The sequence below is a fragment of the Pseudomonas sp. Eqa60 genome (assembly GCF_018326405.1).
Taxonomy (GTDB): domain Bacteria; phylum Pseudomonadota; class Gammaproteobacteria; order Pseudomonadales; family Pseudomonadaceae; genus Aquipseudomonas; species Aquipseudomonas protegens.
This window is the reverse complement of the sequence record NZ_AP024342.1, coordinates 6779399-6803393: the sequence shown is the minus strand read 5'-3', so window position 1 is coordinate 6803393 and position 23995 is coordinate 6779399. Positions and strand designations below refer to the sequence as shown.

Sequence of the window (23995 nt, the reverse complement as noted above, 5' to 3'; positions counted from 1 at the left end):
TATGCGTAAACCAGAACTCGCCGCAGCCATTGCTGAAAAAGCGGACCTGACCAAAGAGCAGGCCAATCGCGTGCTCAACGCCATTCTTGAAGAGATCACCGGGGCTCTGCACCGCAAAGACAGCGTCACCCTGGTTGGTTTTGGCACCTTCCTGCAACGCCACCGTGGCGCCCGCACCGGCAAGAACCCGCAGACCGGCGAGCCGGTAAAGATCAAGGCCAGCAACACCGTGGCATTCAAACCGGGCAAGTCGCTGAAAGACAGCGTCAACCCATAAGCATTGAGCGGGCTCCCGGCAGCGGGAGCACGCAGGGGAAATAGGCACGCCGAGCGCATCGGGTGCCTATTTTTTTGCCTGCCGTTTGCCCGCAGATGTTCTTGCGAAGCCGCTTTGGCGTGGCTAGGATGCGCGATCGTTCGATTTTTGATCTAAGGCCAAGGATGACCCGCCCCACTGACAGCCCCCTTTCATGGGCCGCCCTGCTGCACGGCCTGGCAAGCCCCGGTTTAGTTGCCCTGGTCGTGGGCTGCCTGTTCAGCCTTGGCCTGTCATCGGCCGCTGCCGGCAACGACTCGCGACTGGAGCAGATCGGCTATCGCGAGGCCCTCAGCTGGTTCCACAGCCAGAAATACGACAGTTCCGGCGCCTGGCTCTGCGGCTATTCCCTGGCCCGCGAGGACTACAGCGTAGCGCCCAAGGCTCCGCGCCTGCTGGTGGAAGTGGACCAGCGCTTTCTTTACCTCAAGACCGCCGGCCAGCTGGTGGAGCTCACCGGCGCCGCTCAGGGCCTGGAACGCAGCGAGTACCAGAACACCGGCGCTCATATCCGGGTCACCCTGAACATCCTCAAGCGCAACAATTTCAGCGAGTACCAGGAGTCTCACGACCGCCAGGTGCTGGCGCGCATCGAGATGAACGACCAGGTCGAAACCCTCACCCTCAAGGGGCAATCATGCGGTACCTGAACCTGGCAGGCCTGGGCCTGCTGATCGCCTGCGCGGCCACGCCCGCCCTGGCGGATGAATCGAACCCGGGCAAGGGTTGCTACGGCTACCTCACCGAACTGGTGCGCAGCAGCGATTTTCCCTACCGCGACTTCACCACCCCGGAGCACCTCAAGCTGCTGATCGACCGCGACGATGGCGACCAGCTGAGCTTGCAGCTGTTCTACGAAACCTCCGGCAGCGGGATCATCGGCTGGGTCCGCTACGACGTGCCGCAGCAGGCCCTGTGGAACGTCAGCATCGACCCCGAAGAGCCCCAGGCCCTCAAGTTCGATCAAGGCTTCGCCCGTGCCTACGCGTCCTGCCTGGAAGCGCGTTGAGGGGCCACGGCCGCTGCGCAGAGTTGCCGAGTGGTTCCTTGATTGTTGCCGGCCGTTGCCTGAATATTTGCCACTCTCCGAATCACCCTTTCAGCATGGAACGCCAAACTCTTGTCCACCTACCGCATTCAAGAAGCCGATCTCGATATTCCTGACGCCTGGCAGGACCAGAGCATCAATATCTTCAAGCTGCCAGCCGTTGGCGGTGCCCAGGAAGCCAGCTTCGTCATCAGCCGCGACCCGAGCCAGGGCGACGCCGCCTTTGCCGATTATGTCGCCGCGCAGCTGAATGCTGCCGAGCAGCAACTGCCAGGTTTCAACCTGATCAAGCGCTGGGACTTCGACATGCAAGGCCATGCCGCCGTGCTGCTGGACTACAGCTGGAAACGCGAAGGGCGCGAGCTGATGCTGCGCCAGGTCTTCATCGAGCGTAAGCCGGCCGTGCTGATCACCACCCTGACCACCACGGTCAACGACCTGGTGCATCATGAGCCAGCCTGGAAACAGGCCATGCAGAGCCTCAAGCCGCAGCCTTCGAAAGCCTGATCGGTCAACCCGCCCTGAGACGCATTGCCCGGTAGCCGAACTCTAGGAACCGACATGAAGTTCAACGATCTGTTCGTCAGTCGCGAGGAGATGTTCTCGATGGGCATCGAGGAATCCACCGGCCAGTACTACCTGACCTTTCCGGTGAGCCTTGGGGTGGTCGACTACGAGGAGTACTACGCCATCGAGCGCGCGACCTTCGAACTGTTCGAACAGGATCTGCAGGCCGCGCTGGCGTTCATCAGCCGCGCCAGAAAGCGCGAGCTGGACGCGTTGCTGATCATCAAGCCGGGCAAGAATCGCGGCTCGGCGATTTGATCGGATTGCCCGCATGGGCTCAGGCATTGTTCCGATAAGGCCCGAAACGCCGTTCGGCGCTGTACAGCCCTAGCCCCTTGTCACCCTTGAAGCCCGCGTCGATCAAGCGGTCGGCCAGCGTTGCGCTGATCAACAAGTCCCCGGACTCCGGTTCCCGGGTGATCTGGCCCATGCCCGGGGCGTTCTCAAGAAACCAGGTCCTGTTGAAATAGAGCAGGGTGCCGTCATCGTCGCGCTCCGCTTCGGAACGCGCGTGGTCGATGGCGCTGACGGCTTGAATGGCGTTGACGATGTAGTACGGCTGGTTGATCTCCTGCTGGTCGGCCACCAGGCGCAAGGGCCGGATCAGCTTCGGGTTGGATTGGATCGGGGGCTTCCAGCTCAAGATCATCATCTGTTCCTACTGGTAATAGACTCCCGGCCAGCCTTGAACCCTGTCAGCTGCCGCGCTGCCAATGCAGGTGCTCACCGATCATGACCGTCGACAGGGTCTGATCTGGGTCATAGGCGAGGTCATAGTCGAGCTGCTTGAACCAACTGGTGGCGAAGGACGAGGCCCTGGCGACGCGCCCGGCTTGCAACTGGTCGACGCGGACGTACCAGTTACTGGGTGGCGTGACGGACAGGTAGTAGTTCAGGTTGTCGGCGCTATAGGTCCAGCACAGGGACATCAGGCGCGACTCCTCCGGTCGTGCTTCATAAATGTGCGCGTTGACGATCAGGGCCTTGCCATCGAACAGATGGCGATAGCGGATGTTTTCACCGTAGGTGGTCACGTCCTTGTCAAAGCGGCTGATGCTCAGGATCAGTTGTCCGTCGGCATCGAAACCATAGGCCTGCAGATTCTTCGACTCACGGTTGGCCTTGCTCAGCGACGCCAGGGGCTTTCCCTCCTTGCTGACGCTGGGGATCAAGCGTTCAAAGGGGATGAACTCCAGGGTCGGGCCTAGGGAATACTCCCAGCGGACCACGGCTTGCCTGATCGCCTGATAGTGCTGGTGAACTTGCGGTCCATAACGCTTGAACAGCTCGCCGAGGGTGTTGCGCCGGCTTTCAAGCTCCGGGTTGTGCATGACATTCATTGGGTTATTTCCCCCCGCAGGCGTTGAAGGATTTTTTCCACGAGCCGTTTTCCATTCTTCCCGTGATGTTGGCAAGCACGTTTCTCATGTTCAGATTCTTGCGCTTGGCGGATTTTAGGATCTTGTACAGCAGCTTGTCGTTTTCCTTGCCGTGAATATGAGTTCCACCGTGATAGTTGCCTGCCGCCTTCGCCGCGTCCTTGCCTGGGTGCCCAGGCTGGGCCAGTTGGTTGGGGTGCGTGCCCCAGAGTCTTGCACCGTTCTCTGGGATATCCGGGTGCAGCTTGGCGTCTTCGAGGATCTTGCGTGAGTTCTTGGCGTAGATATTGGTCGCATTCTCCTTGATCGCATGGTGCGGGGTTTGTCCCGGTGCCAGCGGTCGCCCGGCATTGGCCATGTTCTTGCCGAGTTCCTCGGCGGTCAGGCCCAGGGGATCGATCCAGATGGCCGTGCTGGGCCCATAGAGATAGAGGTTGAAACCACCTTCCAGTCCAATCGGGTCAGGTGTGGTAAAGCGGCCTATATCCGGGTCATAGAAACGCAAGGTGTTGTAGTGCAACCCGGTTTCCCGATCCAGGTACTGTCCCTGGAATCTCAGGTTCTGCTCTTCGAGGAAATGGGCTTCGCGCTGTTCTTCGAGACAGTTGCCCCAGACCTGATAGCGAGCCTGCCACAGCACATGCCCATCGGCTTCCGTCAACTGCTCGGGCAGGCCGTTGAGGTCATTGTGGTAATAGCGGATCTTTTGTTGTGCGCCGATACCATCGACTCGCGCCAGCACTTCATAGCCCTCGTCGGCATACAGATAGAGGCTGCTCAGGCCGTTTTTCTGCTCCTGCAGCAGTCGTAAGCCGTTCCAGGTGAAGCGGGTTTCGTTCAGTACCTGACCCTGAAGGTCGAGTTCGATCTTTTCGGTCCGCCGCCCCAGTGGGTCATAGCCCATGCGCACCAGGGTTTCCCGGGCTCCATCCTGGGTACGTACTTCCACCAGTCGATGTTCCGCGTCATAGCGCAGGTGCTGGATGCGTCGGCTGCCGCTGCGCTTTTCCACCACCCGGCCAAAGGCGTCGTAGCGATAGCGTTTGTCCTGGTAGGTCAGCAGCTTGTTATGGACCACCAGCCCGGCCCCGGCTTGCGGTCCGTCCAGCAGGTTGGCCGCGGCATCGTAGGCAAAGGTTTCGCTGGTGCCTTGAGGGCTGTCCTGGCTGGCCATGATCCGGCCAGTGGCATCGTAGTGCAGCAACTGCCGGTGCTCGCCCTGGGGTAGGCGATCGACGCGCCCCACCAGCTGATTGGCGGGATCGTAGGCGAACTGCCGTTCCCGGGAGGCCGACAACCGTGGCTGCTGGCCCGTGGGGCGCCGCATACGCGAGCGCAAGCGGCCGGTGCGGTCATATTCGCTGTGGGTGCTGATCCGCCCCTGGGTGCGCAGGACTTCGCGGTGTAGGCGATCACGCTCGAAGTCGCTGATGAGCTGGCCGTCGAGGTTGATCTGATGCAGATGACCGCTGCCGTAATACAGCCGGTTGATCCAGCGCCCATCGGCCAGTTGGGTCTGGGTCAAGTTGCCGAGTTCGTCGTAATGGTGGCGCAACTCACCTGCCGCGCTTTGCTCCGTCAGAAGCTGGCCCAGGGCATCGTAGGTAAAGCCCAATGCGCGGCTCTGGCCATGCTGGTCGGTAAAGGTGGCGCCGAGCAGTTGATTCAGCGGGTCGTAGAGGTACTCGCTGCGGCCATCGTCGGTGACCTTGGCGACCATGCGCCCCACCGCATCCCGCTCGAACAGGTGGACGATAGAGGGGCTGGGGGGCGAGGCTGAATTGCCGTCCTGGGGCGCCGGGGTGAACTCCATCCTGACGGCGTTATCCATCGGGTCGTAGGCAAAACGCCGGGCACTGCCGTCGAGGTCGCGCTGCTCCAGCAGTCGATCGGCGGCGTCCCAGGTGAAGCGGTAGCTCTCGGCGTTCTCGTTGGTCAGCGTCTGCAGGCGCCCGTAAGTGTCGTAGTTGAAGTGGACACGCCGGCCATGGGCATCGATGCGCACCTGGAGCTTGCCGCGCCGATCGTATTCGTAGCGGCTGCTGTGTCCCGCCGGATCGGTGTAGCAAAGCAATTGACCGGCGGTGTTGCGCTGGTACTGCTCGATGCGGCCGTCGGCCAGTTGAATGCTCAGCAGACGCCCCTGTGGGTCGTGCTCGAAGGTCTGGCGCTCACCGAGGGCATCGGTCGCCACCTGAAGATAGCCGTGGCGGTCATAACTGAAGCGGGTGGGGTAGCCCGAGCAGTCGACGTATTTGAGCAACTGGCCCAGGTCATTCCAGGTCAGTTGCTTACGCTTGCCACCGGCATCGATGATTTCCACCACCCGACCATGATGGTCGTAGCGATAGCGGGTGCTATTACCCAGTGGGTCGGTTTCGCCAATGCAATTGCCACGCTTGTCGTACTGGTAGCTCCAGCTGTTGCCGGCGGCATCGGTTTCTGTCAGAGGCAGCGACCAATGCTCAAGCCACAGGGTCGATTCGTTGCGGCCCAGGGGATCGACATGGCTACACAGGTTGCCGGTTTCGTCGTAGCTGTACTGATACTGGCCGCCCTGCGGGTCCGTGGCGCCGAGTAACTGACGCTCTTCGTTCCACTGGAACCGCCAGACTTGGCCAAGCTTGTCCTGGTATTCGGTGATCTGGTGCTGAGGGTTCCACTTGCGCAGGCTCTGACGCTGCAAACCATCGGTGACGCGGGTAATACCGGCTTGCAGGTCGTAGTCGAAATGGTACTCGTCACCGGCGTCGGTCCAGTGCCGGACCACGCGCCATTCGCGCTCATCGACCCGGGCCCAGGCGTAAAAACAACGCAAGCCGGTGGGCAGTTGATGCTCCACCATGCGCTGCTGCGGGTCATAGGCAAAGCGTCGGCTGACTTGGCCACTGGCATCGCGCACCTGGGCGAGATTGCCCTGGGTATCGTAGTCATAACTGGCCAGGACCTCGCGCTGCTGGTCGGCGTGCAGCCGCTCGATCCGCGCCAGCCGTCCTGGCCATTGGTTGCTGGGAATCAGCTCCACCTGGAGCAGGTCGAAGCTGTCCCGCAGGCGGGTGATGCGTCCACTCGGGTCGTAGTCGAGATGGATCCGGTTGTCGTTGCGATCCCCCAGCAGGCTCAGGCGCAGTCGCAGCGGGTTGCCGGGGCTGGGCTCGAACAGCCGATACACACCATCGCTGCTTTCGATCAGCAAGCGGCCATCGGTATTGCGCCTTACGCTCAGGCCGGTTCCGGGGCTGAACGTGGCGCCACCCGGAGCAATCGAGCCCATGTCGATCTGGCGTCCCTGCTCATCGGTGTAAAGCAGCCGTTCGCCTCCTTCGGGATGCGTCTCGATCTGCACGCTGACTTCGAAGTGCACGCTCCATCCGGTCCCGAACAGGCCGTCCTGGCGTTCATCGCGACTGTTGTAGAAGCGCTGCCAGGCGATCGGCAGCATGCCAGGGAGGACGAAGTCCAGGTCATCCTCGCCACCCAGCACCTTGGCCCCAGTCGCGGCATGCACCGGATTGGGCGAGCCGGCGATGGCCTGGGTCAGGGCCCCCGAAGCCTGGCTGACAACAAACGAATTGACCCCGGCCATCAGCATGCACGGCAGGTTGGCCTTGAACTTGCCCTTGCCGCCCTTGAGCATCATCAGCACGGTCACCGCCAGGCCCACCCCCGGGGTCTTGCCGCTGCGGATCTCGCGCACCACCACCGAGCCGCCGCCGATGGTCACGTCGGGGGAGATCGGCCCGGCGGATACCACCTTGGCGTCGCAGGTGCTGCGGTCGCCGCTGCGCACTGCCGGCTGGCCGTCGATGCTGACCTTCTCCGAGCCTTCGGCCAGGTACTGTACGGGCATCGGCGGGTGCTTGGTGCAGGTCACCAGGTCCAGTTCCTTGGTTTGCGAGCCGGGCGCCGGGGAGGCCACGGTGGGTCGCCACATCTGCGAGAAGAACTCCTTGGCCATGTCGAGAAAGCCCGGGCCTTCTTCCGGAGTAGCCGAAGGGGTGTCGGTGGCTTCGCCTTCTTCGGCGCCGTCGCCGTTGATCTGCGACGGCGGGGCGATACCGGCCGCGCGGGCCGCCGGTTTGTTGTTGGTCAGGACCTTTTTCGAGCCACTGGCGATGGAGGCCTGGATCGAGGGCGGGAACAGGGCATTGGCGATACCCTCGCATAAATTGCTCAGGCCCTTGTCGGCGCCGGTCTTGCTCATGACCACGCCGACCACCACGCCCACCACCAGCCCCAGCACGCAGGCACCGAGGCCGCCGGTGGCCACGGTGATGCCCGCTGCTGCAGCCACTGCCATGGTCGCCAGGGTGCCGATGGCGACGTTGGCCGCCACCTCCAGCACACCGCCGAGGATGTCGGCCATCATCGAGGTGTGTTCCAGCCCGTCGCCCAGTCGTGCGGCCCACAGCGCGTCAGACACGTCCCGGCCTCAGCCCAGCACCAGGCTGTTCTTGATCTGCGCCCAGTGCGTGGCTTCGGCGTCGCCGAGTTTCTGCGCCTTGACGTAGCTCATGGCGAGCATCTGCCGGGTGTCGGGCAGCACCAGGGCCAGCTGGAACTGGAACACCTGCTCGCTGCCCTTGCTGAACTGGCTGCGCAGCTCCAGGCCCTGGATGTCCTGGGCCGGGCCCAGCAGCACCGGCTGCGGCCCCTTGACCCGCAGTTCCTGCACTTGCTGTTCCAGCCGCTGCAGCTGACTGGCCAGGCTGCTCTCCAGGGTTTCGCCGTCCCCCAGCAGGCTGCGGCTGACGATCAGCGAAGTGCCCAGGGCCGGGAACTTGAGGATGTTGATCGAGGCGTCCTGCAGTTCGCCGGCAGGCAGCTGGAACTGCAATTCATTGAGGCGATAGGTCATGGCATGGGCGTCCGTTCATTAGCCTTTGGGGGCGGAAAAGGGGGCTTTGGCCTTGGCGCTGATAGCGCCCTGCACACCCTGGCCCTCGGTGGTGGTGCCCGGGCCGCCGCCATTGTTCAGGTGCAGCACGCCACCGGTATTGATCTCGGCATCGGCCGAGGCATGCACGCTGATGTTGACCCCGCACAGGTTGATCTGGCCGCTGGCGTTGAGCTCCAGGATGCTGGCCCCGCATACCAGGCGCAGGCGCTCGCCGACCTCGATCACATAGCTCTGGCCGACGCTGTCGAGCTTCTTCTCGCCGACCCGCAGCTCATCCACGTGCTGGACGATGCGCGTGCGCTTGTTGCCGATGGTCACGTACTCGTCGTGGCCGATGCTCTTGTTGCGGTTGTTGCCCACCGAATGGCTTTCGTTGACCTCGACCACGATGTCCTGGTTGCGCTCGGCGTGGATGTACAGCTGCTCCGCGCCCTTTTTGTCTTCCATGCGGATTTCATTGAAGTTGGCCGGGCTGCCGCCCTTGCTCGAACGGCTCTTCATGCCGCTCTGGGTGGCGTTGGCGGGCAGGTCGTAGGGCACGGTCTGTTCGGCGTTGTAGACCCGGCCGGTGATGATCGGGCGGTCGGGATCGCCTTCCAGGAAGCTGACGATGACTTCCTGGCCGATGCGCGGGATCTGCATCGAGCCCCAGTTCTTCCCGGCCCAGGCCTGGGACACGCGAATCCAGCACGAGCTGTTTTCGTTGGACTGGTCGTGGCGGTCCCAGTGGAAGTGCACCTTGACCCGGCCGTACTGGTCGGTCCAGATCTCTTCCCCGGCCGGGCCCACCACTCGCGCGGTCTGCGGGCCCTGGACCATGGGCTTGTGGGTGGTGGCCAGGGGGCGGAAGCTCTGCTGGGCGTCGATGCAGGTCAGGTGGCTCTCGAACTGCGCCGAACCGCCGCCAGCGCCGCTCTCCAGGCTTTCCTGGACCAGGTAGTAGCGGATGCTGACGATCAGGTATTCGCGGTTCTGGTCCTGGCGGCTGAAGCCGGTGAGGCTGAACAGGTTGCCCACCCCCAACCCCCGGGCGTTGCCGCTGAGCTCGATGCGCTCATGCAGGCTTTGCAGGGCCTCGATACGGGTCTGGGCATAGTGCTCGCCGTCGCTGCTCTGCACGTAGGTGCCGGGGTAGTCGTAGAGCGGGTAGTCGCCGGCGCTGTGGGGCCGCGGCATGGCCGAGCGCACGTCGATCCGGGCGCTGGGGCGCTGGAAATCATAGTCGTTGAGCTCCAGCGAGCCGGGCTGCACCTCCTGGGCCAGGTGCCAGTCGAACATGTGGTCGCGCTCGCGCTGCTGCTCGTCTCGCGGGTAGTAGGGCACCGAGGCGTAGCCGGGCACGCTGCTGTGAGCGCCATAGGCGTCGGCCAGCACCACCACGTGGCGGTCCTTCTCGTGGCGGAAGAAGTAGTAGATACCTTCCTGTTCCATCAGCCGGCTGACGAAATCGAAGCTGGTCTCGCGGTACTGCACGCAGTACTCCCACTCCCGGTAGGGGCGGCTCAGGGCGTCTTCGAAATCGGAAAAGCCCAGGTCGCGGAACACCTGCTTGATGATCTGCGGGATGCTCAGGTTCTGGAAAATCCGGCAGTCGGAGGTGCGACTCAGCAGCCACAGCCAGGGGCGCAGCGTCACCTCGTAGCTGGCGAACTGGCCGGTGTCGATGTTCTGGCTGCAGCGCGCGACGATGCCGTGGAAGTACCGCTGGCCGCCGCCGTCCAGCTGTACGCTGAGGCCCATGGGCTTGCCCAGCAACTGGTTGAGGTCGATGTTGGCGTCACTGGAGGCCAGTTGCAGCTGGTAGTCGAACAGCCGCCCCAGCTCCTCGCCGCCGCCCAGGCTCTTGAGCAGCAGGACGTCCGGGCCCAGGGGGCAGTTGACCTGTGCCAGTCGTGTGGATTGCTGAAATAACATCGTCAGTCTCGTTGAATGCGTGGTGTGCCAGGTCAGCCCCCTGCAGGAGCGAGCGTGCTCGCGAAGGCGCCAGGTCCATCACCGTGGCGGTCGCTTCGCTGGCAAGCCGGCTCCTGCGCAGGGCGTGGGGTCAGGCCGGCTCGCTGAAGTCGTAGTGCAGTTCGTTGTCGCGCTGGCTGATGCGCACCCCGGCCAGGGCGCGGCCTTCGAGCATGCGGTTGAGGAACTCGCGGCTCATGTCCGGCAGCAGGCTGTTGGTCAGGATGGCGTCGATCATCCGCCCGCCGCTTTCGGTCTCGGTGCAGCGCGAGACGATCAGGTCGATGACCTCGTCGTCGAAATCGAAATCCACCTTGTGGGTGCTTTCCACGCGCTTCTTGATCCGCCCCAGTTGCAGGCGGGTGATGGCCTTGAGCATCTCGTCGCTCAGCGGGTAGTAGGGAATGGTCACCAGGCGCCCCAGCAGTGCCGGCGGGAAGATCTCCAGCAGTGGCTGGCGCAGGGCCTTGGCGATTTCCTCCGGCTCGGGCACCGCCTGCGGGTTCTTGCAGACGTTGGCGATCAGCTCGGTGCCGGCGTTGGTGGTGAGCAGGATCAGGGTGTTCTTGAAGTCGATCATGCGGCCTTCGCCGTCTTCCATGACGCCCTTGTCGAATACCTGGAAGAAGATCTCGTGCACGTCCGGGTGGGCCTTTTCCACTTCGTCCAGCAGCACCACGCTGTAGGGCTTGCGCCGTACCGCTTCGGTGAGCACGCCACCTTCGCCGTAGCCGACATAGCCCGGCGGGGCGCCCTTGAGGGTGGACACGGTATGGGCTTCCTGGAACTCGCTCATGTTGATGGTGATGACGTTCTGCTCACCGCCATACATGGCTTCGGCCAGGGCCAGGGCGGTTTCGGTCTTGCCCACCCCGGAAGTGCCGGCCAGCATGAACACGCCGATCGGCTTGTTGGGGTTGTCGAGGCCGGCGCGGGAGGTCTGGATGCGCTTGGCGATCATCTGCAGGGCGTGGTCCTGGCCGATGATGCGTTTCTTCAGGTGCTGGTCCAGGTTGAGCACGGTTTCCAGCTCGTTGCGGGCCATGCGCCCCACTGGAATGCCGGTCCAGTCGGCGACCACCGAGGCCACGGCCTGGTAGTCCACGGTCGGCAGGATCAGCGGGGTCTCGCCTTGCAGAGTGCTGAGGCGCTGTTGCAGGTCCACCAGTTTTTCCCGCAGGCCGTGGCTGTCGTCGCCGACGTCGCTGTCCACTAGGCCGACGTTTTCCCGCAATTGGGCGCGGGTTGCCAGCAGTTCGTCCACCAGGGTCTTCTCTTGTGCCCAGCGACTTTCCAGCTCGGCCAGGCGCTCGCGCTCGGCAGTCAGGAGGTTCTCGCTGTTGACCTGGCGGTTGCCAATGGCAACGCCGATCGCCTGTTCCCGAGCGATGATCTGCAGCTCGGTTTCCAGGGCCTCGATGCGCCGGCGGCTATCGTCCACCTCGGCCGGCACGGCGTGCAGGCTGATGGCGACGCGGGCGCAAGCGGTATCCAGCAGGCTGACGGATTTGTCCGGCAACTGGCGCGCGGGAATGTAGCGATGGGACAGTTTGACCGAGGCCTCCAGGGCTTCGTCGAGGATCTGCACCTGATGGTGCTGTTCCATGGTCGAGGCCACGCCGCGCATCATCAGCAGCGCCTTGTCTTCCGAAGGTTCGGCTACTTGCACCACCTGGAAGCGCCGGGTCAGGGCCGGGTCTTTCTCGATGTGCTTCTTGTACTCGGCCCAGGTGGTGGCGGCCACGGTGCGCAGGGTGCCACGGGCCAGGGCCGGCTTGAGCAGGTTGGCCGCGTCGCCGGTGCCGGCGGCGCCACCGGCGCCCACCAGCGTGTGGGCTTCGTCGATGAACAGGATGATCGGCTTGGGCGAGGCCTGGACGTCCTCGATGACCTGGCGCAGGCGCTGTTCGAACTCGCCCTTCATGCTGGCGCCGGCCTGCAGCAGGCCGACGTCGAGGCTGCGCAGTTCAACGTCCTTGAGCGCCGGCGGCACGTCGCCGGCGACGATGCGCAGGGCGAAACCTTCCACCACCGCGGTCTTGCCCACCCCGGCTTCACCGGTGAGGATCGGGTTGTTCTGCCGGCGGCGCATGAGGATGTCCACCAGTTGGCGGATCTCTTCGTCACGGCCGACAATGGGGTCGAGCTTGCCGCTGCGGGCCTGTTCGGTGAGGTCGACGGTGAAGCGCTTGAGGGCTTCCTGCTTGCCCAGGGCGCTGGGGGCCATGGCGCCGCTGGCTTCGCCGGGCACCGCACCGGCACTGAAGCCGTCGCTGGCGCTCAGGGCGTTTTCCGGCGAGTCGCCGATGTATTCGTCAAAGCGCTCGCACAGGGTCTCGACCTTGATCTTGTCGAACTCGCGGGACAGCCCCAGCAACGCATGGCGCAGGCTCGGGGTCTTGAGGATGCCGATCACCAGGTAGCCGGTGCGCACCTGGCTTTCGCCGAACATCAGGCTGCCGTAGACCCAACCGCGCTCCACCGCCTCCTCGACGTGGGACGACAGGTCGGTGATCGAGGTCGAGCCCCGGGGCAGGCGGTCCAGGGCCTCGGTTAGGTCCTTGGCCAGGCGCGCCGGCTCCAGGTTGAACTGGCGGATGATGCGGTGCAGGTCCGAGTCCGTAAGTTGCAGCAACTGGTGAAACCAGTGGGCCAGTTCCACATAGGGGTTGCCCCGCAATTTGCAGAAGACCGTGGCGGCTTCGATGGCTTTGTAGGCAACGCTGTTGAGTTTGCCGAACAGCGCCGCGCGACTGATTTCACCCATGCTCTGTGCTCCTTGGTGTACGTGAGGTAGTGGCCAGGTCGGCGTAGTGCCGGGCCAGTATTAGATCCTTGGCATCGCTGCCGGGTTGGCCGAGCCAGGTGTTGAAACCCAGGCGCTGGCGGCCGTTGAGTTGCAGCTTGGGCACTTCGTCCTTGAGCAGGACCAGGTTCAGGTCCCAGTCCAGCTCGAAGCCCAGGTATTCGGCGGCCCAGGCCACCAGTTCCTGGAATTGCTGGCCGTCGGGCAGCATCCCCAGGTAGTCGTCCAGTTTCATCGGGCCGAGGCGGATGCGGAACTTGTGCTGGCGGTCCCAGACGTGGCTGCCCAGGCAGAAATCCACCCCCAGCTGATGGGATTGCACCCCGACCCGGCTGCGTTCGGGCAACTCCAGCCACTGGCCGACATATTCCTCGATCTGCACCGGCAGGCCGAAATACTCGCTGATGATCGCCCGCAAGCCGTCCGGGTAGCGGGTCTGGGCCGCCAGGTGGCCGCTGTAATGCAGCTTGGCGGTGTCGGCTATCAGACCCTGCTTGAGCAGGCTGGGCATGCCCCGGCCCGACAGCGCCGCCAGCCGCGCCGACCAGTAGTCGTCGTCCGGGCGATCGTGGCTCACCGTCGGTCGGGCTTCGGCCCAGGCCCGATAGAACAGGCTCAGCAGGCGGTGGTGGAACACATCGAGAAAGCGCTTGCTGGTGCTGTCGGCGTTGTTGCGCTGGCGCTCGCGCACGTATTCGGTGATGTGCAGCGGCAACGGCCCGTTGGGCCCGCCGAGGCCGAAGAAGAACTGCTCCAGGCGGGTCGCGGCGCCGTCGCTGCCGGGGGTGACCGAGGCCAGGGTGGCCGGGGCGAAGCTGCAGTCGGCCTGCTGTCCCAGGCGCAGCGGATCGTCCGCCAGGCGCACGGAGTGACCGAAGCGCGGCAGTTGCGGCGACAGGCATTCGATACGCCGCAGGGCCTGGAAGAAGTCGTACTCCCAAGGCTCGGCGTGCATCGCCGTCAGCGTATTCAAAGAGTCGGACGACGTCCGGGCTTGGCTTTCCATCGCATGATCTCGCCGCGTTCGGTGGTACGGATCACCGTCTCGGTAAAACTGTTGATCGACACATAACGTGCCAGGAAGCGCTCGAATACCGCGCCGAGCAGAAACACCCCGGTGCCGCGGAACGCGTTTTCATCGAACTCCAGGGTGATCTCCAGGCCCCGGCCGAAGACGATCGGCCCGGGCATCGGCAGGCGCCGGGTCACCGCCTTGCTGCTGACTTCCCGCAGGCCCTCGATCTGCAACTGCAGGGCCGCGTCGTTGCTGTCGCCGTACAACCGCAGCAGTTCGCGCAGGGCCGCCGCGCCCTGGCCCTGTTCGCTCAGGGACAGGTAGTTCAGCGATAGCTGGCTGATCAGGCGCCAGGCCTTGCCGTCGTGGGCATGGCTGGGGCGCGGCCGGCTCGGGCCCGCCAGGCAGCGGATGGCCTGTACCGGGGCGCTGTCGGCCAGGGTGAAGTCGGTCTTGCCGTTGCCGGTGTTCATGAACAGTGGCAGGTCGCGGTTGGTGCACAGCGCGCTGACCCCGAGCTGGCGCAGGTCGTGGCGATAGGGCGCCTGCTGGCTGTCCACCAGGCTGACGAAGGATTCGCTGCCGATGTAGGTGGAGCGCGGGCCGTTGCGACGCTGGTCGCTGGACAGCACCCGCGGCTCGCGCCGGACGATGTAGTAGGACTGGTCGCGGCCGTAGCGGGATGGATCGCGCACGGCGTAGAACGGCAGGAACGGCTGTTCCGGGCCGGTGCCGTGGCCGCTGATGGCGGTCAGCGAGTGGACCTCGAAATCCATCGGTCGGGTGCGGTCGGCGATCACATGGTGCTCGTTGACCCGGTCGGACAGGTGGATACGGTCCAGGCGCTTGGGAAACAGGTTGATCGCCGGGGTGCAGAAGGGCACGAACTGAGCGGTGCCGACGCTGCCTTCCAGGCTCTGGTCGAAGCGCTCGAAGAGCACGATCAGCTCCAGCTCCTGGCCGGCGCAGCGCTGGACCGCGCGCCCCAGCTGGGCGAATTCGACGAACAGGAAGCGGTTGGGCAGGGCGAAGTATTCCTGCAGCAGGCGGTAGCCCTGGAAGGCCTGGGGCACCACCGGCAGCGCCGCGTCGCGGTCGTCGAAACCGCGCGAGCGCAGGGCGTCCGGGGGCAGGCGCTCGACCCAGTCGCCGCCCGGGGCCCGGGCGAACACCGCGCAGACGTTGCCCAGCAGTTGTTCGTAGAGGCGGAACGGCTGTTCGTCATTGCCGTTCAGGTACAGCGGCAACTCGTCCAGGGCCAGGCTGTTGAACGGCAGTTCGGCGCCGGTGCGCAGGGTCAGGCGCAGCCCGGCCTTGGCCCTGGGCTCGCTGGCGGCCAGGCGCCCGAGCACTGCCGACGGGTTGCCGAAGTATTCGGCCTGGGCCACTTGCAGTGGCCACAGGGTCACCGAGTGCGCGGTGCGGTATTCGCAGCAGGTCTGGGTATCGCGGCCCAGGGCGGCGCGCAGGCTGGTGTCGCGCTCCAGGGTGAAGCCGCTGCTCAGCGAACCTTCGTCGGGATCGGCCTGCAACTGCACCACGGTCATCGACGGGGTCGGTGCCAGGTAGTGCGGGTAGGCGATCTCCAGCAGGTTGTGGGTGAAGGTTGGGTACTCGGCGTCGAGCTTGAGCTGCACCCGGGCAGTCAGGTAGGCGAAGCCCTCCAGCAGGCGCTCGACATAGGGGTCGGCGCAGTCCATGCCCGACAGGGTCAGGCGGCTGGCGATCTTCGGGAATTCCTTGGCGAACTCCGCGGCGCTTTCGCGCACGTGGTGCAGTTCCTGGTTGTACAGCTCCAGCAGGCGCGGGTTCATGAGCGCCTCCGGGAGTCGGCGTGCACCACTCGTACGTGGCCCGATTCCAGGTCCATGTCGGTTTGCAGCAGCAGACGCAGGGGCATCGGCTGAGCCCAGAGGTCGCCTTCGATCTCGAAGCTCAGGGCGTTGTGGTTCATTTCCCCGGGAGCGGTGCGTGCGCGTACCCGCAGGGTGCTGCGCAGGATGCGCGGCTCAAAGGTGGCGATGGCCTGGTGGATCAGCGCCTCCAGGGCCGGGATATCGATGCTCGAAGCGCTGTACCCGGCCAGGGCCGGCAGGCCGTAGTTGACCACCGAAGTACCGGCGGGGGTGTGCAGGGTGGCGTCGGCTTCCAGCAGGGAAGTGGTGTTGAGCAGCCAGGCCAGGTCGCGCAGTACCGAGGCCTTGAGCTGGCTCAGGGACAGCACGCGTTTGTCCGGGCTTTCTTTCAGGTTGCCGGGTTCATCGTCGGTCAGACGATCCAGCAGGGAGGGTTGCAAGCGATCGCGGGCGGCGATGTCGGTTACCAAGGGGTTCGCTCCAGGATCGGATTGCGCAGGCATGACGTCACGAAAAGGGGCATAACCAAAGACTCACGAGGACGCGGTCCTGGCCAACCGTCCTCGCGTTGCGCCAGGCGCAACGCGAGGGCCGGGCCGGTCGCCGCCACGGGGCGGCGACCGAAGCGGATCAGCGCTTGGTGTTGGAGCGGATGTTCCAGCCGTACTTGATCGGGCCGCCGTCCTTGGTGCCGTCGGCTTTCTGCGGCTGGTACTCGACCATCACCTGAGCGAAGTTCAGGGTGATGTTTTCGGTCAGGCGGTCATCGCTGCCCGAACCGCCGGTGCTCAGCGAAGTGATCAGCACTTCTTCCAGGTCGATGATCATGTACTCGACCTGGCTTTCGCCGCCGGCCTTGCGCACGGTCAGGCGCACCTTGTCGATGTGCTTGCCGCTGGAGCAATGCATCATCAGGTTCGGCGATGCCTTGTCCACGTACTTGGTCAGCGATAGGTCCTGGATGTTCACCTTGCCCGCGCCGCCGCCACCGCCAACGTGCATGTTGCCGGACTGGGACATGCCCCAGCTCCAGTTCAACACGTCGATTTCGTCCTTGTGGGCTTTGTCCATGGACTCGCCCTTGATGTCACCGATCTTGATGAAAATATCAACAGCCATGTTTTCTCCCTGTGTGGCACTTGCCACGATGTTGATTCAGCTTCTGTCGCCGCTGCGCGAGGCCCTGTGGACCTCGCGCGGCCTGTGGCTGCGGCCGCAGGTTTGAGTCGGTTATGGGTTAGGCGCCCTTGGCGGACGGCAGTTTGGATACCAGGCGCAACGACACGGTCAGCCCTTCGAGCTGGTAGTGCGGGCGCAGGAAGAACTTCGAGTTGTAGTAGCCGGGGTTGCCTTCGACTTCCTCGACCACCACTTCCGCCGCGGCCAGTGGGTGCTGGGCCTTGGTGGTTTCGGTGGAGTGCGCCGGATCACCGTCGACGTAGTTGAGGATCCAGTCCTGCAACCAGCGCTGCATCTCGTCCTTCTCTTTGAAGGAGCCGATCTTGTCGCGCACGATGCACTTCAAGTAGTGAGCGAAGCGGCAAGTGGCGAACAGGTACGGCAGGCGCGCGGCCAGGTTGGCGTTGGCGGTGGCGTCCGGGTCGTCGTATTCGGCCGGCTTCTGCAGCGACTGGGCGCCGATGAAGGCGGCGAAGTCGGTGTTCTTCTTGTGCAGCAGTGGCATGAAGCCGTTCTTCGCCAGTTCCGCTTCACGACGGTCGGAGATGGCGATCTCGGTCGGGCACTTCATGTCCACGCCACCGTCGTCGGTGGGGAAGGTGTGGGCCGGGAGGTTTTCCACCTCGCCGCCGGACTCCACGCCGCGGATCCGCGAGCACCAGCCGAAATGCTTGAACGAACGGTTGATGTTCACGGCCATGGCGTAGGCGGCGTTGGCCCAGGTGTACTTGGAGCTGTCGGCGCCGTCGGTGTTTTCCTCGAAGGCGAAGGCTTCCACCGGGTCGGTCTTGGCACCGTATGGCAGGCGCGCCAGGAAGCGCGGCATGGTCAGGCCGATGTAGCGCGAGTCTTCCGATTCACGCAGCGAGCGCCAGCCGGCGTATTCCGGGGTGGTGAAGATCTTGGTCAGGTCGCGCGGGTTCGACAGTTCCTGCCACGAGCCCATGCCCATCACGGTCGGCGAAGCCGCGGCGATGAACGGCGAGTGCATGGCGGCGCAAACCTTGGACAGCTCGCCCAGCAGCTCGACATCCGGTGGCGACTGGTCGAAGTAGTAGTCGCCCACCAGGCAGCCGTAAGGCTCGCCGCCGAACTGGCCGTATTCCTCTTCGTACATCTTCTTGAAGAGCGGGCTCTGGTCCCAGGCCGTGCCCTTGAATTTCTTCAGGGTCTTGTGCAGCTCCGGCTTGGAGATGTTGAGCACGCGGATCTTGAGCTGCTCGTCGGTCTCGGTGTTGTTCACCAGGTAGTGCAGGCCGCGCCAGGCGCTTTCCAGCTTCTGGAATTCCGGGTGATGGATCACCTGGTTGACCTGGGCGGTGAGCTTGGCGTCGATGGCGGCGATGATCGACTCGATCGACTTGATGGCGTCGTTGGACACCAGGTCGGTCTGCGCCAGGGCCTGTTCGGCCAGGGTCCGCACCGCGGTTTCCACGGCTTCGCGAGCACGCTCGGTCTTGGGCTTGAATTCCTGCAGCAGCAGCGATGCGAATTCGCTGGCCTGCTCGGTGGCGCCGGGTTGCGCCTGATTGTCACGCATCAATTCGGTCATGATCGTTGGTCCTGATTTACGCGTTCGGCTCGGAGTCAGCAGGCTTTGGCGCACTGGCCAGGGCCTGGAGCAACGCCGGATCCTTGATGGCTTTCATGATGATTTCTTCGGCGCCGGTCTTGCCGTCCATGTAGGTCAGCAGGTTGGCCAGCTGGGTGCGGGCTTCCAGCAACTGGTTCAACGAATCGACCTTGCGCGCCACGGCCGCCGGGCTGAAGTCGTCCATGCTCTCGAAGGTGATGTCCAGGCTCAGGTTGCCTTCGCCGGTCAGTTCGTTGGGCACGTGGAAGGCCACCCGAGGCTGCATGGCCTTGAGGCGCGAGTCGAAGTTATCGACGTCGATTTCCAGGAACTTGCGATCGGCCACGGCCGCCAGGGGCTCCACGGGCTTGCCGGCGAGGTCGGCCATCACGCCCATGACGAAGGGCAGCTGGACCTTTTTCTCGGCGCCGTAGAGTTCGACGTCGTACTCGATCTGCACCCGGGGCGCGCGGTTGCGCGCGATGAACTTTTGAGAACTTTGCTTCGCCACGTTGTGCTCCTGGTCGCTGCTGCGACGGTGTTGGCGTCGGTCGGTGGTTGCCGCTGACGATACTGCTCGGTTGTTCCGGGGTTAGTCGGATTCAGGGCCGCGCAGGTTTTCAAATTGGGACATGCCGTCGGGAATCAGATTGCGCACGATGGCCGCGAAGTCGGCGTTGACCAGGTTCTTGGCCCGGTTGAGCAGCACCGGCAACGGGCTCGAAGGCTCGTGGCGGCTGTAGTAGGCCAGCAGCCGGTCAAGGCTGCGCAGCACGTCTTCGCGGCTGCTGATCTCGCCGGAAATCCGTACCGGGGCTGGCGCTGCGGGCGCACCGGGCTCTTCGGTGGACGGCCCATCGGCGTGTTCCTCGACCGCGTTCTGCGCGCCTTGCGGGGCGTGCTGGCCCAGCACCTGCAGCGCCAGGCGCAGGGGTTGCTTGAGGGCCGTGAGGTCTACACCGCTGGCCGAGCCTACTTGTTCGCTGACCTGTTTCTCGATGCTTTCGGCCGCCGAGCGGGCTGCGTTCAAGGCGCTGCGAATCGCATCCAGGTGCTCGGGGTCGCTGTCTTGCAGGGCGCCGGCCAGGTGGTCGGAGCCCAGGCTCTCGCCGGAAAAGTGCTGCAGGCCGGCGGCGTTCAGCGCGGCTCGCAGGCTCACCGGGCCGAAGGTCCGGGAACGGGTCAGGATGGCTTCGCGGAGCAGGCCGATGGTGGTGTCGGACGCCAGGCCGGCCAGGGCGTTGATACGCACCGTGGGGTCGTTGTCGTCGTCGGCGTCCAGGCGCGGATGCAGGTCCGCCCAGTAATCCCGGAGCAGGCCGTCGATCAGTTCGAGGCTGGTGGCCAGGCCCGGCAGGCCTTCGAGGGCCAGGGTGCTCTGCAGGAGGAAGTGGGTGATGCGCAGGTCTTTGCTGCGCGCCAGCAGGTCCAGGCTCTGTTGCTGGATGCTGCGCCAGTCCGGCGGCTCGGCCGGCAGGATCGAGTCGCCCATGCTGCGCTCGGGCTGGCCCTGTGCGGCCCGCTCCAAGTGCAAGAAATCCGCGTCATATTCCAGGTCTTCGCCACAAGGCGAAGTTGCTGAAACCGCGGCGAGCAACATCGGTACATCCACCTGGTTTGATCTCCCTATCAGCCTGCAGGACAGTCAGGCAATTAATGCACTAGTTTGTTTGTGAACTCGCGCACATTTCTTGGTTTATATGGACTCGTTGATACTAGTGAGCCATCATCCGTGTTCAAGAAGTTGTGCATTTTTGGTGTAGTAGTTGTGCCTTGTCAAGGTAAGCTATTCGCCCCGCATGACAGTGTTATGTCGCCTTATAGCTCCTTGACCGGCGAGTCAGATCGGGGCGGTACGAAAAGCTTTTGTCATGCGTGTAGTTTAAGTTAAGCGATCATGCTGTGAACGGCGCTGTTTAAAGGATTTTTTGCGGACTTTTCATTTTTTCACGGAACTTTTTTCCCTTCGCCGGTTCGCACGCGGAAGTACAGCAAGGAGGCGCGATGTCGCTGTGTTTGACTATCACTAGTTATCACAAGATTACCCCTGGTCAATGCCCTGAAAAACTAATGGACCAGGGAATGATGGCAATTGGCCGCAGTTCCGATAATGACTGGGTACTTCCTGATCCCGAACGCTTAGTTTCCGCGCGGCACTGTGTCATCCAATACAAGGATGGCCGTTATTATTTGACCGATAACAGTACTAATGGTGTGGAGTTAGTCCGTGCCGGTATTCGTATGCGCCGGGGTAGCAGCGAGCCTCTGGAAGATGGCGAGGTTATTCGCATTGGCGATTATGAAATCAGTGCGCGCATCGATTTCAGTCTGAACCGCCCGGGGGCTGAACCCTTTTCCGGGGACAGCTCCAATAGTTTCGAGGCGCTGATGGGGCGTCAGGCGGCTTCGCCGACCCCCATCGAACCGATTTCCATGGCCCCGGTGGCGCACTTCCAGGGTGCCTCGGCCCAGGACACCTTTCCCGATCTGTTCGACTTTCTCGCCCCCAGCGCGACCCCGCCGGCCACCCAGCCGGACCACGTGCCGGCCGAGCAGCACGATTTTCGCCCGCCGACCCCCACCGCGGTGCCCCAGCCCGTGGCACCGCCTGAGCCATCGGCGCCCCAGGGCGGGGCGGTGATTCCGGAGGACTGGGACCTGTTCGGCTCGACGCCCGCAAGCCCTGCGCCAGTGCCCAGTGCGCCGCCCGTGGTTGCCCCGCCGGTGGTTGCTGCCGCGCCGATTGCCCACCAGGCCTCGTTCGCGGCAGAACCCGCGCAGCCGCAGCCGCAGCCACAGCCGATCGCCCAGGCGCCCGTGGCACCGGTGGTTTCCGAAGTGGAGCTGGCTCCTGTTGTCACGCCCGCGCCGGCCCCGGTCGCCCCCCAGGGGGATCTGCTCCAGGCCTTCCTGCGCGGGGCCGGGCTCGATCAACTGCGTATCGAGCCGCAGCAGGCCCAGGCCCAGATGGAAAGCCTGGGTCGCAGCTACCGGTTGATGGTCGAGGGCCTGATCGATGTGTTGCGTGCCCGCAGCAGCCTCAAGGGCGAGTTCCGCATGCAGCAGACGATGATCCGCCCGGTGGAAAACAACCCGCTGAAGTTCGCCCCCAATGTGGACGAGGCGATGCTCCTGCTGCTGCGTCACAGCAACCAGGCATTCATGGCTCCGGATCAGGCCGTGCAGGACAGTTTCGATGACCTGCGGGCGCACCAGCTGGCGGTCATGGCCGGTGTGGAAGCGGCCATCAAGCACCTGCTGGGGCGCTTCGAGCCCACTGAACTGGAAGCCCGCATGGCTCGCCCCGGCGGCCTGGGCAACCTGTTCAGCGGCTCGCGCCAGGCGCAGAACTGGCAGCAGTTCACTGCACTCTACAAACAGATTTCCCAAGAGGCCCAGGACGATTTCCAGGACCTCTTCGGTCGTGAGTTCAGCCGCGCCTATGAAGAACACACCCACCGGCTGCGCCGTTCCTGAGCGCGCCTGGAACACCCGAAAAACACGGATACACGGACAGCTGATACGTCATTGAGGACGCAGGATGATTCAACGATTGCTGACATTGGTTGCCATGCTGGTACTGGCGGCCTGTGCCAAGGACACACCACCTCCCGGCGAACCGGCCAAGGAAGCGCCCGGCGCCACGACTGTGGAGCTGCATTTCCAGGCGGTCAGCGGGCTCAACCCCGGGCCTGATGGCCAGAGCACGCCGGTGCGGGTACGGATCTTCGAGCTGAAGAATCCGGCCACCTTCATGCGCGCCGACTACTTCGCCCTGGCGGAGCGGGCGCCGGCTACCCTCGGCCCGGACCTGATCGACCAGGATGAAGTGCTGGTCAAGCCCGGCGACCAGTTCACCCTCAAGCGCACCCTGGACCCGGCCACCCGTCAGGTCGGCCTGCTGGTGGGCTATCGCGAAGTGGACCAGGCCCTGTGGCGGGTCGGGGTCAACACCGCGCAGCGCCTGAGCAATCAATATCAGATCGTCCTCGACGTCCGCGCGGTCAGCGCCGAGCTCGTGGCATCCCCATCCAGCCCTGCCCAATAGGCAATCGGAGCAACCATGTCCTGGAACAATCGCGTGGTCTGGTCGGAAGGCATGTTCATTGGAACCCAGCACTTCCAGCAGCATGACCGTTACCTGGAAAACCTCATCGACGCCCGCAGCCGCCCGCTGTCGACGGGAGCCTGGGGGTTCTCCGAGCTGCGTATCGATCAGGGCCTGCTGGCCCAGGGCAAGCTGGCCATCGTCAGCGCCCGTGGCCTGCTGCCCGACGGTACCCCGTTCAACATTCCCCATGACGACCTGGCGCCCAGCCCGCTGTGCATCGACGACAACCTGCGTGACGGCCTGGTGTACCTGGCGCTGCCCCTCAAGCGCGCCGGCGCCCGGGACACCGTGGACGAGGGCGAAGAGCTGGGCGGTGCCCGCTACCTGAGCCAGGTGCGCGAGGTGCGTGACGACAACGCACCGTTCGAGAACCGCGCACCGGTGGCCGTGGGCTCTCGGGCCCTGCGCCTGCTCACCGCCCAGGACGGCCTCAGCGACTACGCCGCCATTGGCGTGGTGCGGGTCAAGGAGAAACGCGCCGACCGTGCTCTGGTGCTGGACGACAGCTACATTCCGCCAGTGCTGGACGTGGCCGCGTCCAAGCCGTTGAGCGCCTTTCGCAGCGAGCTGCTGGGCCTGCTGCACCAGCGCGGCGAAGCCCTGGCCGGGCGCGTGGTGGCATCGGGCGCGGGGGGCGCTTCGGAAATCGCCGACTTCATGCTCCTGCAACTGGTGAACCGCGCCCAGCCCCTGGTCAACCACCTGAGCCAGATCAGCCCGCTGCACCCCGAGCGCCTGTTTAGCGAGCTGGTGAGCCTGGCCGGCGAGTTCTCGACCTTCACCCACAGCGCCCGGCGCCCTGAGCAATACCCGCAGTACCAGCACGATGAGCTGGCCATGAGTTTCGCCCCGGTGATGCAGGCCCTGCGTGAAGCGCTGTCGATGCTGATCGACAGCAAGGCAACGCCGATCCCCATCGTCGAGAAAGCCTACGGCGTACACGTGGCGATGCTGGCCGACCGCACCCTGCTGGAGAACGCCAGCTTCATCCTGGTGGTGCGTGCCGACGTGCCGGGCGAAACCCTGCGCGGGCGCTTCGCCCAGCAGAGCAAGGTGGGTTCGGTGGAGCACATCCGCGACCTGGTCAACCTGCAGCTGCCGGGCATCGGCCTGCTGCCGCTGCCGGTGGCGCCGCGGCAACTGCCGTACCACGCAGGCTCGACCTACTACGAGCTGGACCGTGGCAGCGAGCACTGGAAACAACTGGTTCACTCCGGCGGCTTCGCGTTCCACGTCGCGGGAGAATTCCCGGGCTTGAACCTGGCCTTCTGGGCCATTCGAGGATAAGTCGC

The 23995-nt window shown here is 64.3% G+C and carries 21 protein-coding genes; 8 read left to right on the top strand and 13 right to left on the bottom strand.

Going from position 1 to position 23995, the window contains the following annotated elements; translation table 11 throughout:
* Position 1 precedes the first annotated feature (1 nt).
* The 5 genes from KI242_RS30960 (at position 2) to KI242_RS30940 (ending at position 2189) form a co-directional block, all read left to right on the top strand.
* The gene (locus tag KI242_RS30960) at positions 2-277 is read left to right on the top strand and encodes an HU family DNA-binding protein (protein ID WP_011064269.1); all 276 of its coding nucleotides are present in this window, start codon (positions 2-4) and stop codon (positions 275-277) included.
* A 164-nt stretch (positions 278-441) separates the two neighbouring features.
* Positions 442-966, top strand: coding sequence for a hypothetical protein (locus KI242_RS30955; RefSeq protein WP_053154599.1), 525 nt, complete (start codon positions 442-444; stop codon positions 964-966).
* A complete protein-coding gene (locus KI242_RS30950) occupies positions 954-1325 on the top strand; it encodes a hypothetical protein (RefSeq protein ID WP_041120416.1) in 372 nt (123 codons plus the stop codon). The genes KI242_RS30955 and KI242_RS30950 overlap by 13 nt, the downstream gene beginning before the upstream one ends.
* A 111-nt stretch (positions 1326-1436) precedes the next feature.
* Entirely contained in the window at positions 1437-1871 is a 435-nt protein-coding gene (locus tag KI242_RS30945) for a DcrB-related protein (protein WP_011064267.1), read from the top strand.
* Positions 1872-1925: 54 nt separating this feature from the next.
* A complete protein-coding gene (locus KI242_RS30940; protein WP_210672387.1) occupies positions 1926-2189 on the top strand; it encodes a hypothetical protein in 264 nt (87 codons plus the stop codon).
* Positions 2190-2208: 19 nt separating this feature from the next.
* On the opposite strand, the gene KI242_RS30935 is transcribed toward KI242_RS30940, so the two are convergent.
* The 13 genes from KI242_RS30935 to tssA form a co-directional block, all read right to left on the bottom strand.
* Positions 2209-2580: a hypothetical protein gene (locus KI242_RS30935; protein WP_210457867.1), complete on the bottom strand. Its 372-nt coding sequence runs from the start codon at positions 2578-2580 to the stop codon at positions 2209-2211.
* Positions 2581-2626: 46 nt separating this feature from the next.
* Positions 2627-3271 carry a hypothetical protein gene (locus tag KI242_RS30930; protein WP_210457868.1) on the bottom strand — a complete coding sequence of 215 codons (645 nt, stop codon included), beginning with the start codon at positions 3269-3271 and terminating at the stop codon, positions 2627-2629.
* A 4-nt stretch (positions 3272-3275) separates the two neighbouring features.
* Positions 3276-7733, bottom strand: a complete 4458-nt coding sequence (locus tag KI242_RS30925; protein ID WP_212805789.1) for an RHS repeat-associated core domain-containing protein — start codon at positions 7731-7733, stop codon at positions 3276-3278.
* A gap of 9 nt (positions 7734-7742) precedes the next feature.
* A complete protein-coding gene (locus tag KI242_RS30920) occupies positions 7743-8168 on the bottom strand; it encodes a DcrB-related protein (RefSeq protein ID WP_210457870.1) in 426 nt (141 codons plus the stop codon).
* 18 nt (positions 8169-8186) lie between these two features.
* Positions 8187-10124, bottom strand: coding sequence for a type VI secretion system tip protein VgrG (locus KI242_RS30915; protein ID WP_123472613.1), 1938 nt, complete (start codon positions 10122-10124; stop codon positions 8187-8189).
* A 130-nt stretch (positions 10125-10254) separates the two neighbouring features.
* Positions 10255-12930 carry a type VI secretion system ATPase TssH gene (gene tssH, locus KI242_RS30910; protein ID WP_011064261.1) on the bottom strand — a complete coding sequence of 892 codons (2676 nt, stop codon included), beginning with the start codon at positions 12928-12930 and terminating at the stop codon, positions 10255-10257.
* Positions 12923-13975: a type VI secretion system baseplate subunit TssG gene (gene tssG / locus KI242_RS30905; RefSeq protein ID WP_011064260.1), complete on the bottom strand. Its 1053-nt coding sequence runs from the start codon at positions 13973-13975 to the stop codon at positions 12923-12925. The genes tssH and tssG overlap by 8 nt, the downstream gene beginning before the upstream one ends.
* A complete protein-coding gene (gene tssF / locus KI242_RS30900) occupies positions 13939-15798 on the bottom strand; it encodes a type VI secretion system baseplate subunit TssF (protein WP_011064259.1) in 1860 nt (619 codons plus the stop codon). Before tssF ends, tssG begins: the two co-directional genes overlap by 37 nt.
* Positions 15795-16310 (bottom strand): type VI secretion system baseplate subunit TssE, encoded by a 516-nt coding sequence (gene tssE / locus KI242_RS30895; RefSeq protein WP_011064258.1) that lies wholly within the window; start codon positions 16308-16310, stop codon positions 15795-15797. The genes tssF and tssE overlap by 4 nt, the downstream gene beginning before the upstream one ends.
* Before the next feature lie 160 nt (positions 16311-16470).
* Positions 16471-16959 (bottom strand): type VI secretion system tube protein Hcp, encoded by a 489-nt coding sequence (locus KI242_RS30890; RefSeq protein ID WP_011064257.1) that lies wholly within the window; start codon positions 16957-16959, stop codon positions 16471-16473.
* Positions 16960-17077: 118 nt separating this feature from the next.
* Complete coding sequence (tssC, locus tag KI242_RS30885) at positions 17078-18571, bottom strand: type VI secretion system contractile sheath large subunit (protein ID WP_011064256.1); 1494 nt, start codon at positions 18569-18571, stop codon at positions 17078-17080.
* 16 nt (positions 18572-18587) lie between these two features.
* A complete protein-coding gene (tssB, locus tag KI242_RS30880) occupies positions 18588-19103 on the bottom strand; it encodes a type VI secretion system contractile sheath small subunit (RefSeq protein ID WP_011064255.1) in 516 nt (171 codons plus the stop codon).
* 81 nt (positions 19104-19184) lie between these two features.
* On the bottom strand, positions 19185-20204 hold the full coding sequence (gene tssA / locus KI242_RS30875; protein WP_041752688.1) for a type VI secretion system protein TssA: 1020 nt from the start codon (positions 20202-20204) through the stop codon (positions 19185-19187).
* Between the two features lie 392 nt (positions 20205-20596).
* Between tssA and tagH the strand changes: the two genes are divergently transcribed.
* The 3 genes from tagH (at position 20597) to tssK (ending at position 23990) form a co-directional block, all read left to right on the top strand.
* The gene (tagH, locus tag KI242_RS30870; protein ID WP_103290834.1) at positions 20597-22069 is read left to right on the top strand and encodes a type VI secretion system-associated FHA domain protein TagH; all 1473 of its coding nucleotides are present in this window, start codon (positions 20597-20599) and stop codon (positions 22067-22069) included.
* Positions 22070-22133: 64 nt separating this feature from the next.
* Positions 22134-22640 (top strand): type VI secretion system lipoprotein TssJ, encoded by a 507-nt coding sequence (tssJ, locus tag KI242_RS30865; protein ID WP_011064252.1) that lies wholly within the window; start codon positions 22134-22136, stop codon positions 22638-22640.
* 15 nt (positions 22641-22655) lie between these two features.
* A complete protein-coding gene (tssK, locus tag KI242_RS30860) occupies positions 22656-23990 on the top strand; it encodes a type VI secretion system baseplate subunit TssK (protein WP_011064251.1) in 1335 nt (444 codons plus the stop codon).
* The last annotated feature ends 5 nt before the right edge of the window (positions 23991-23995 follow it).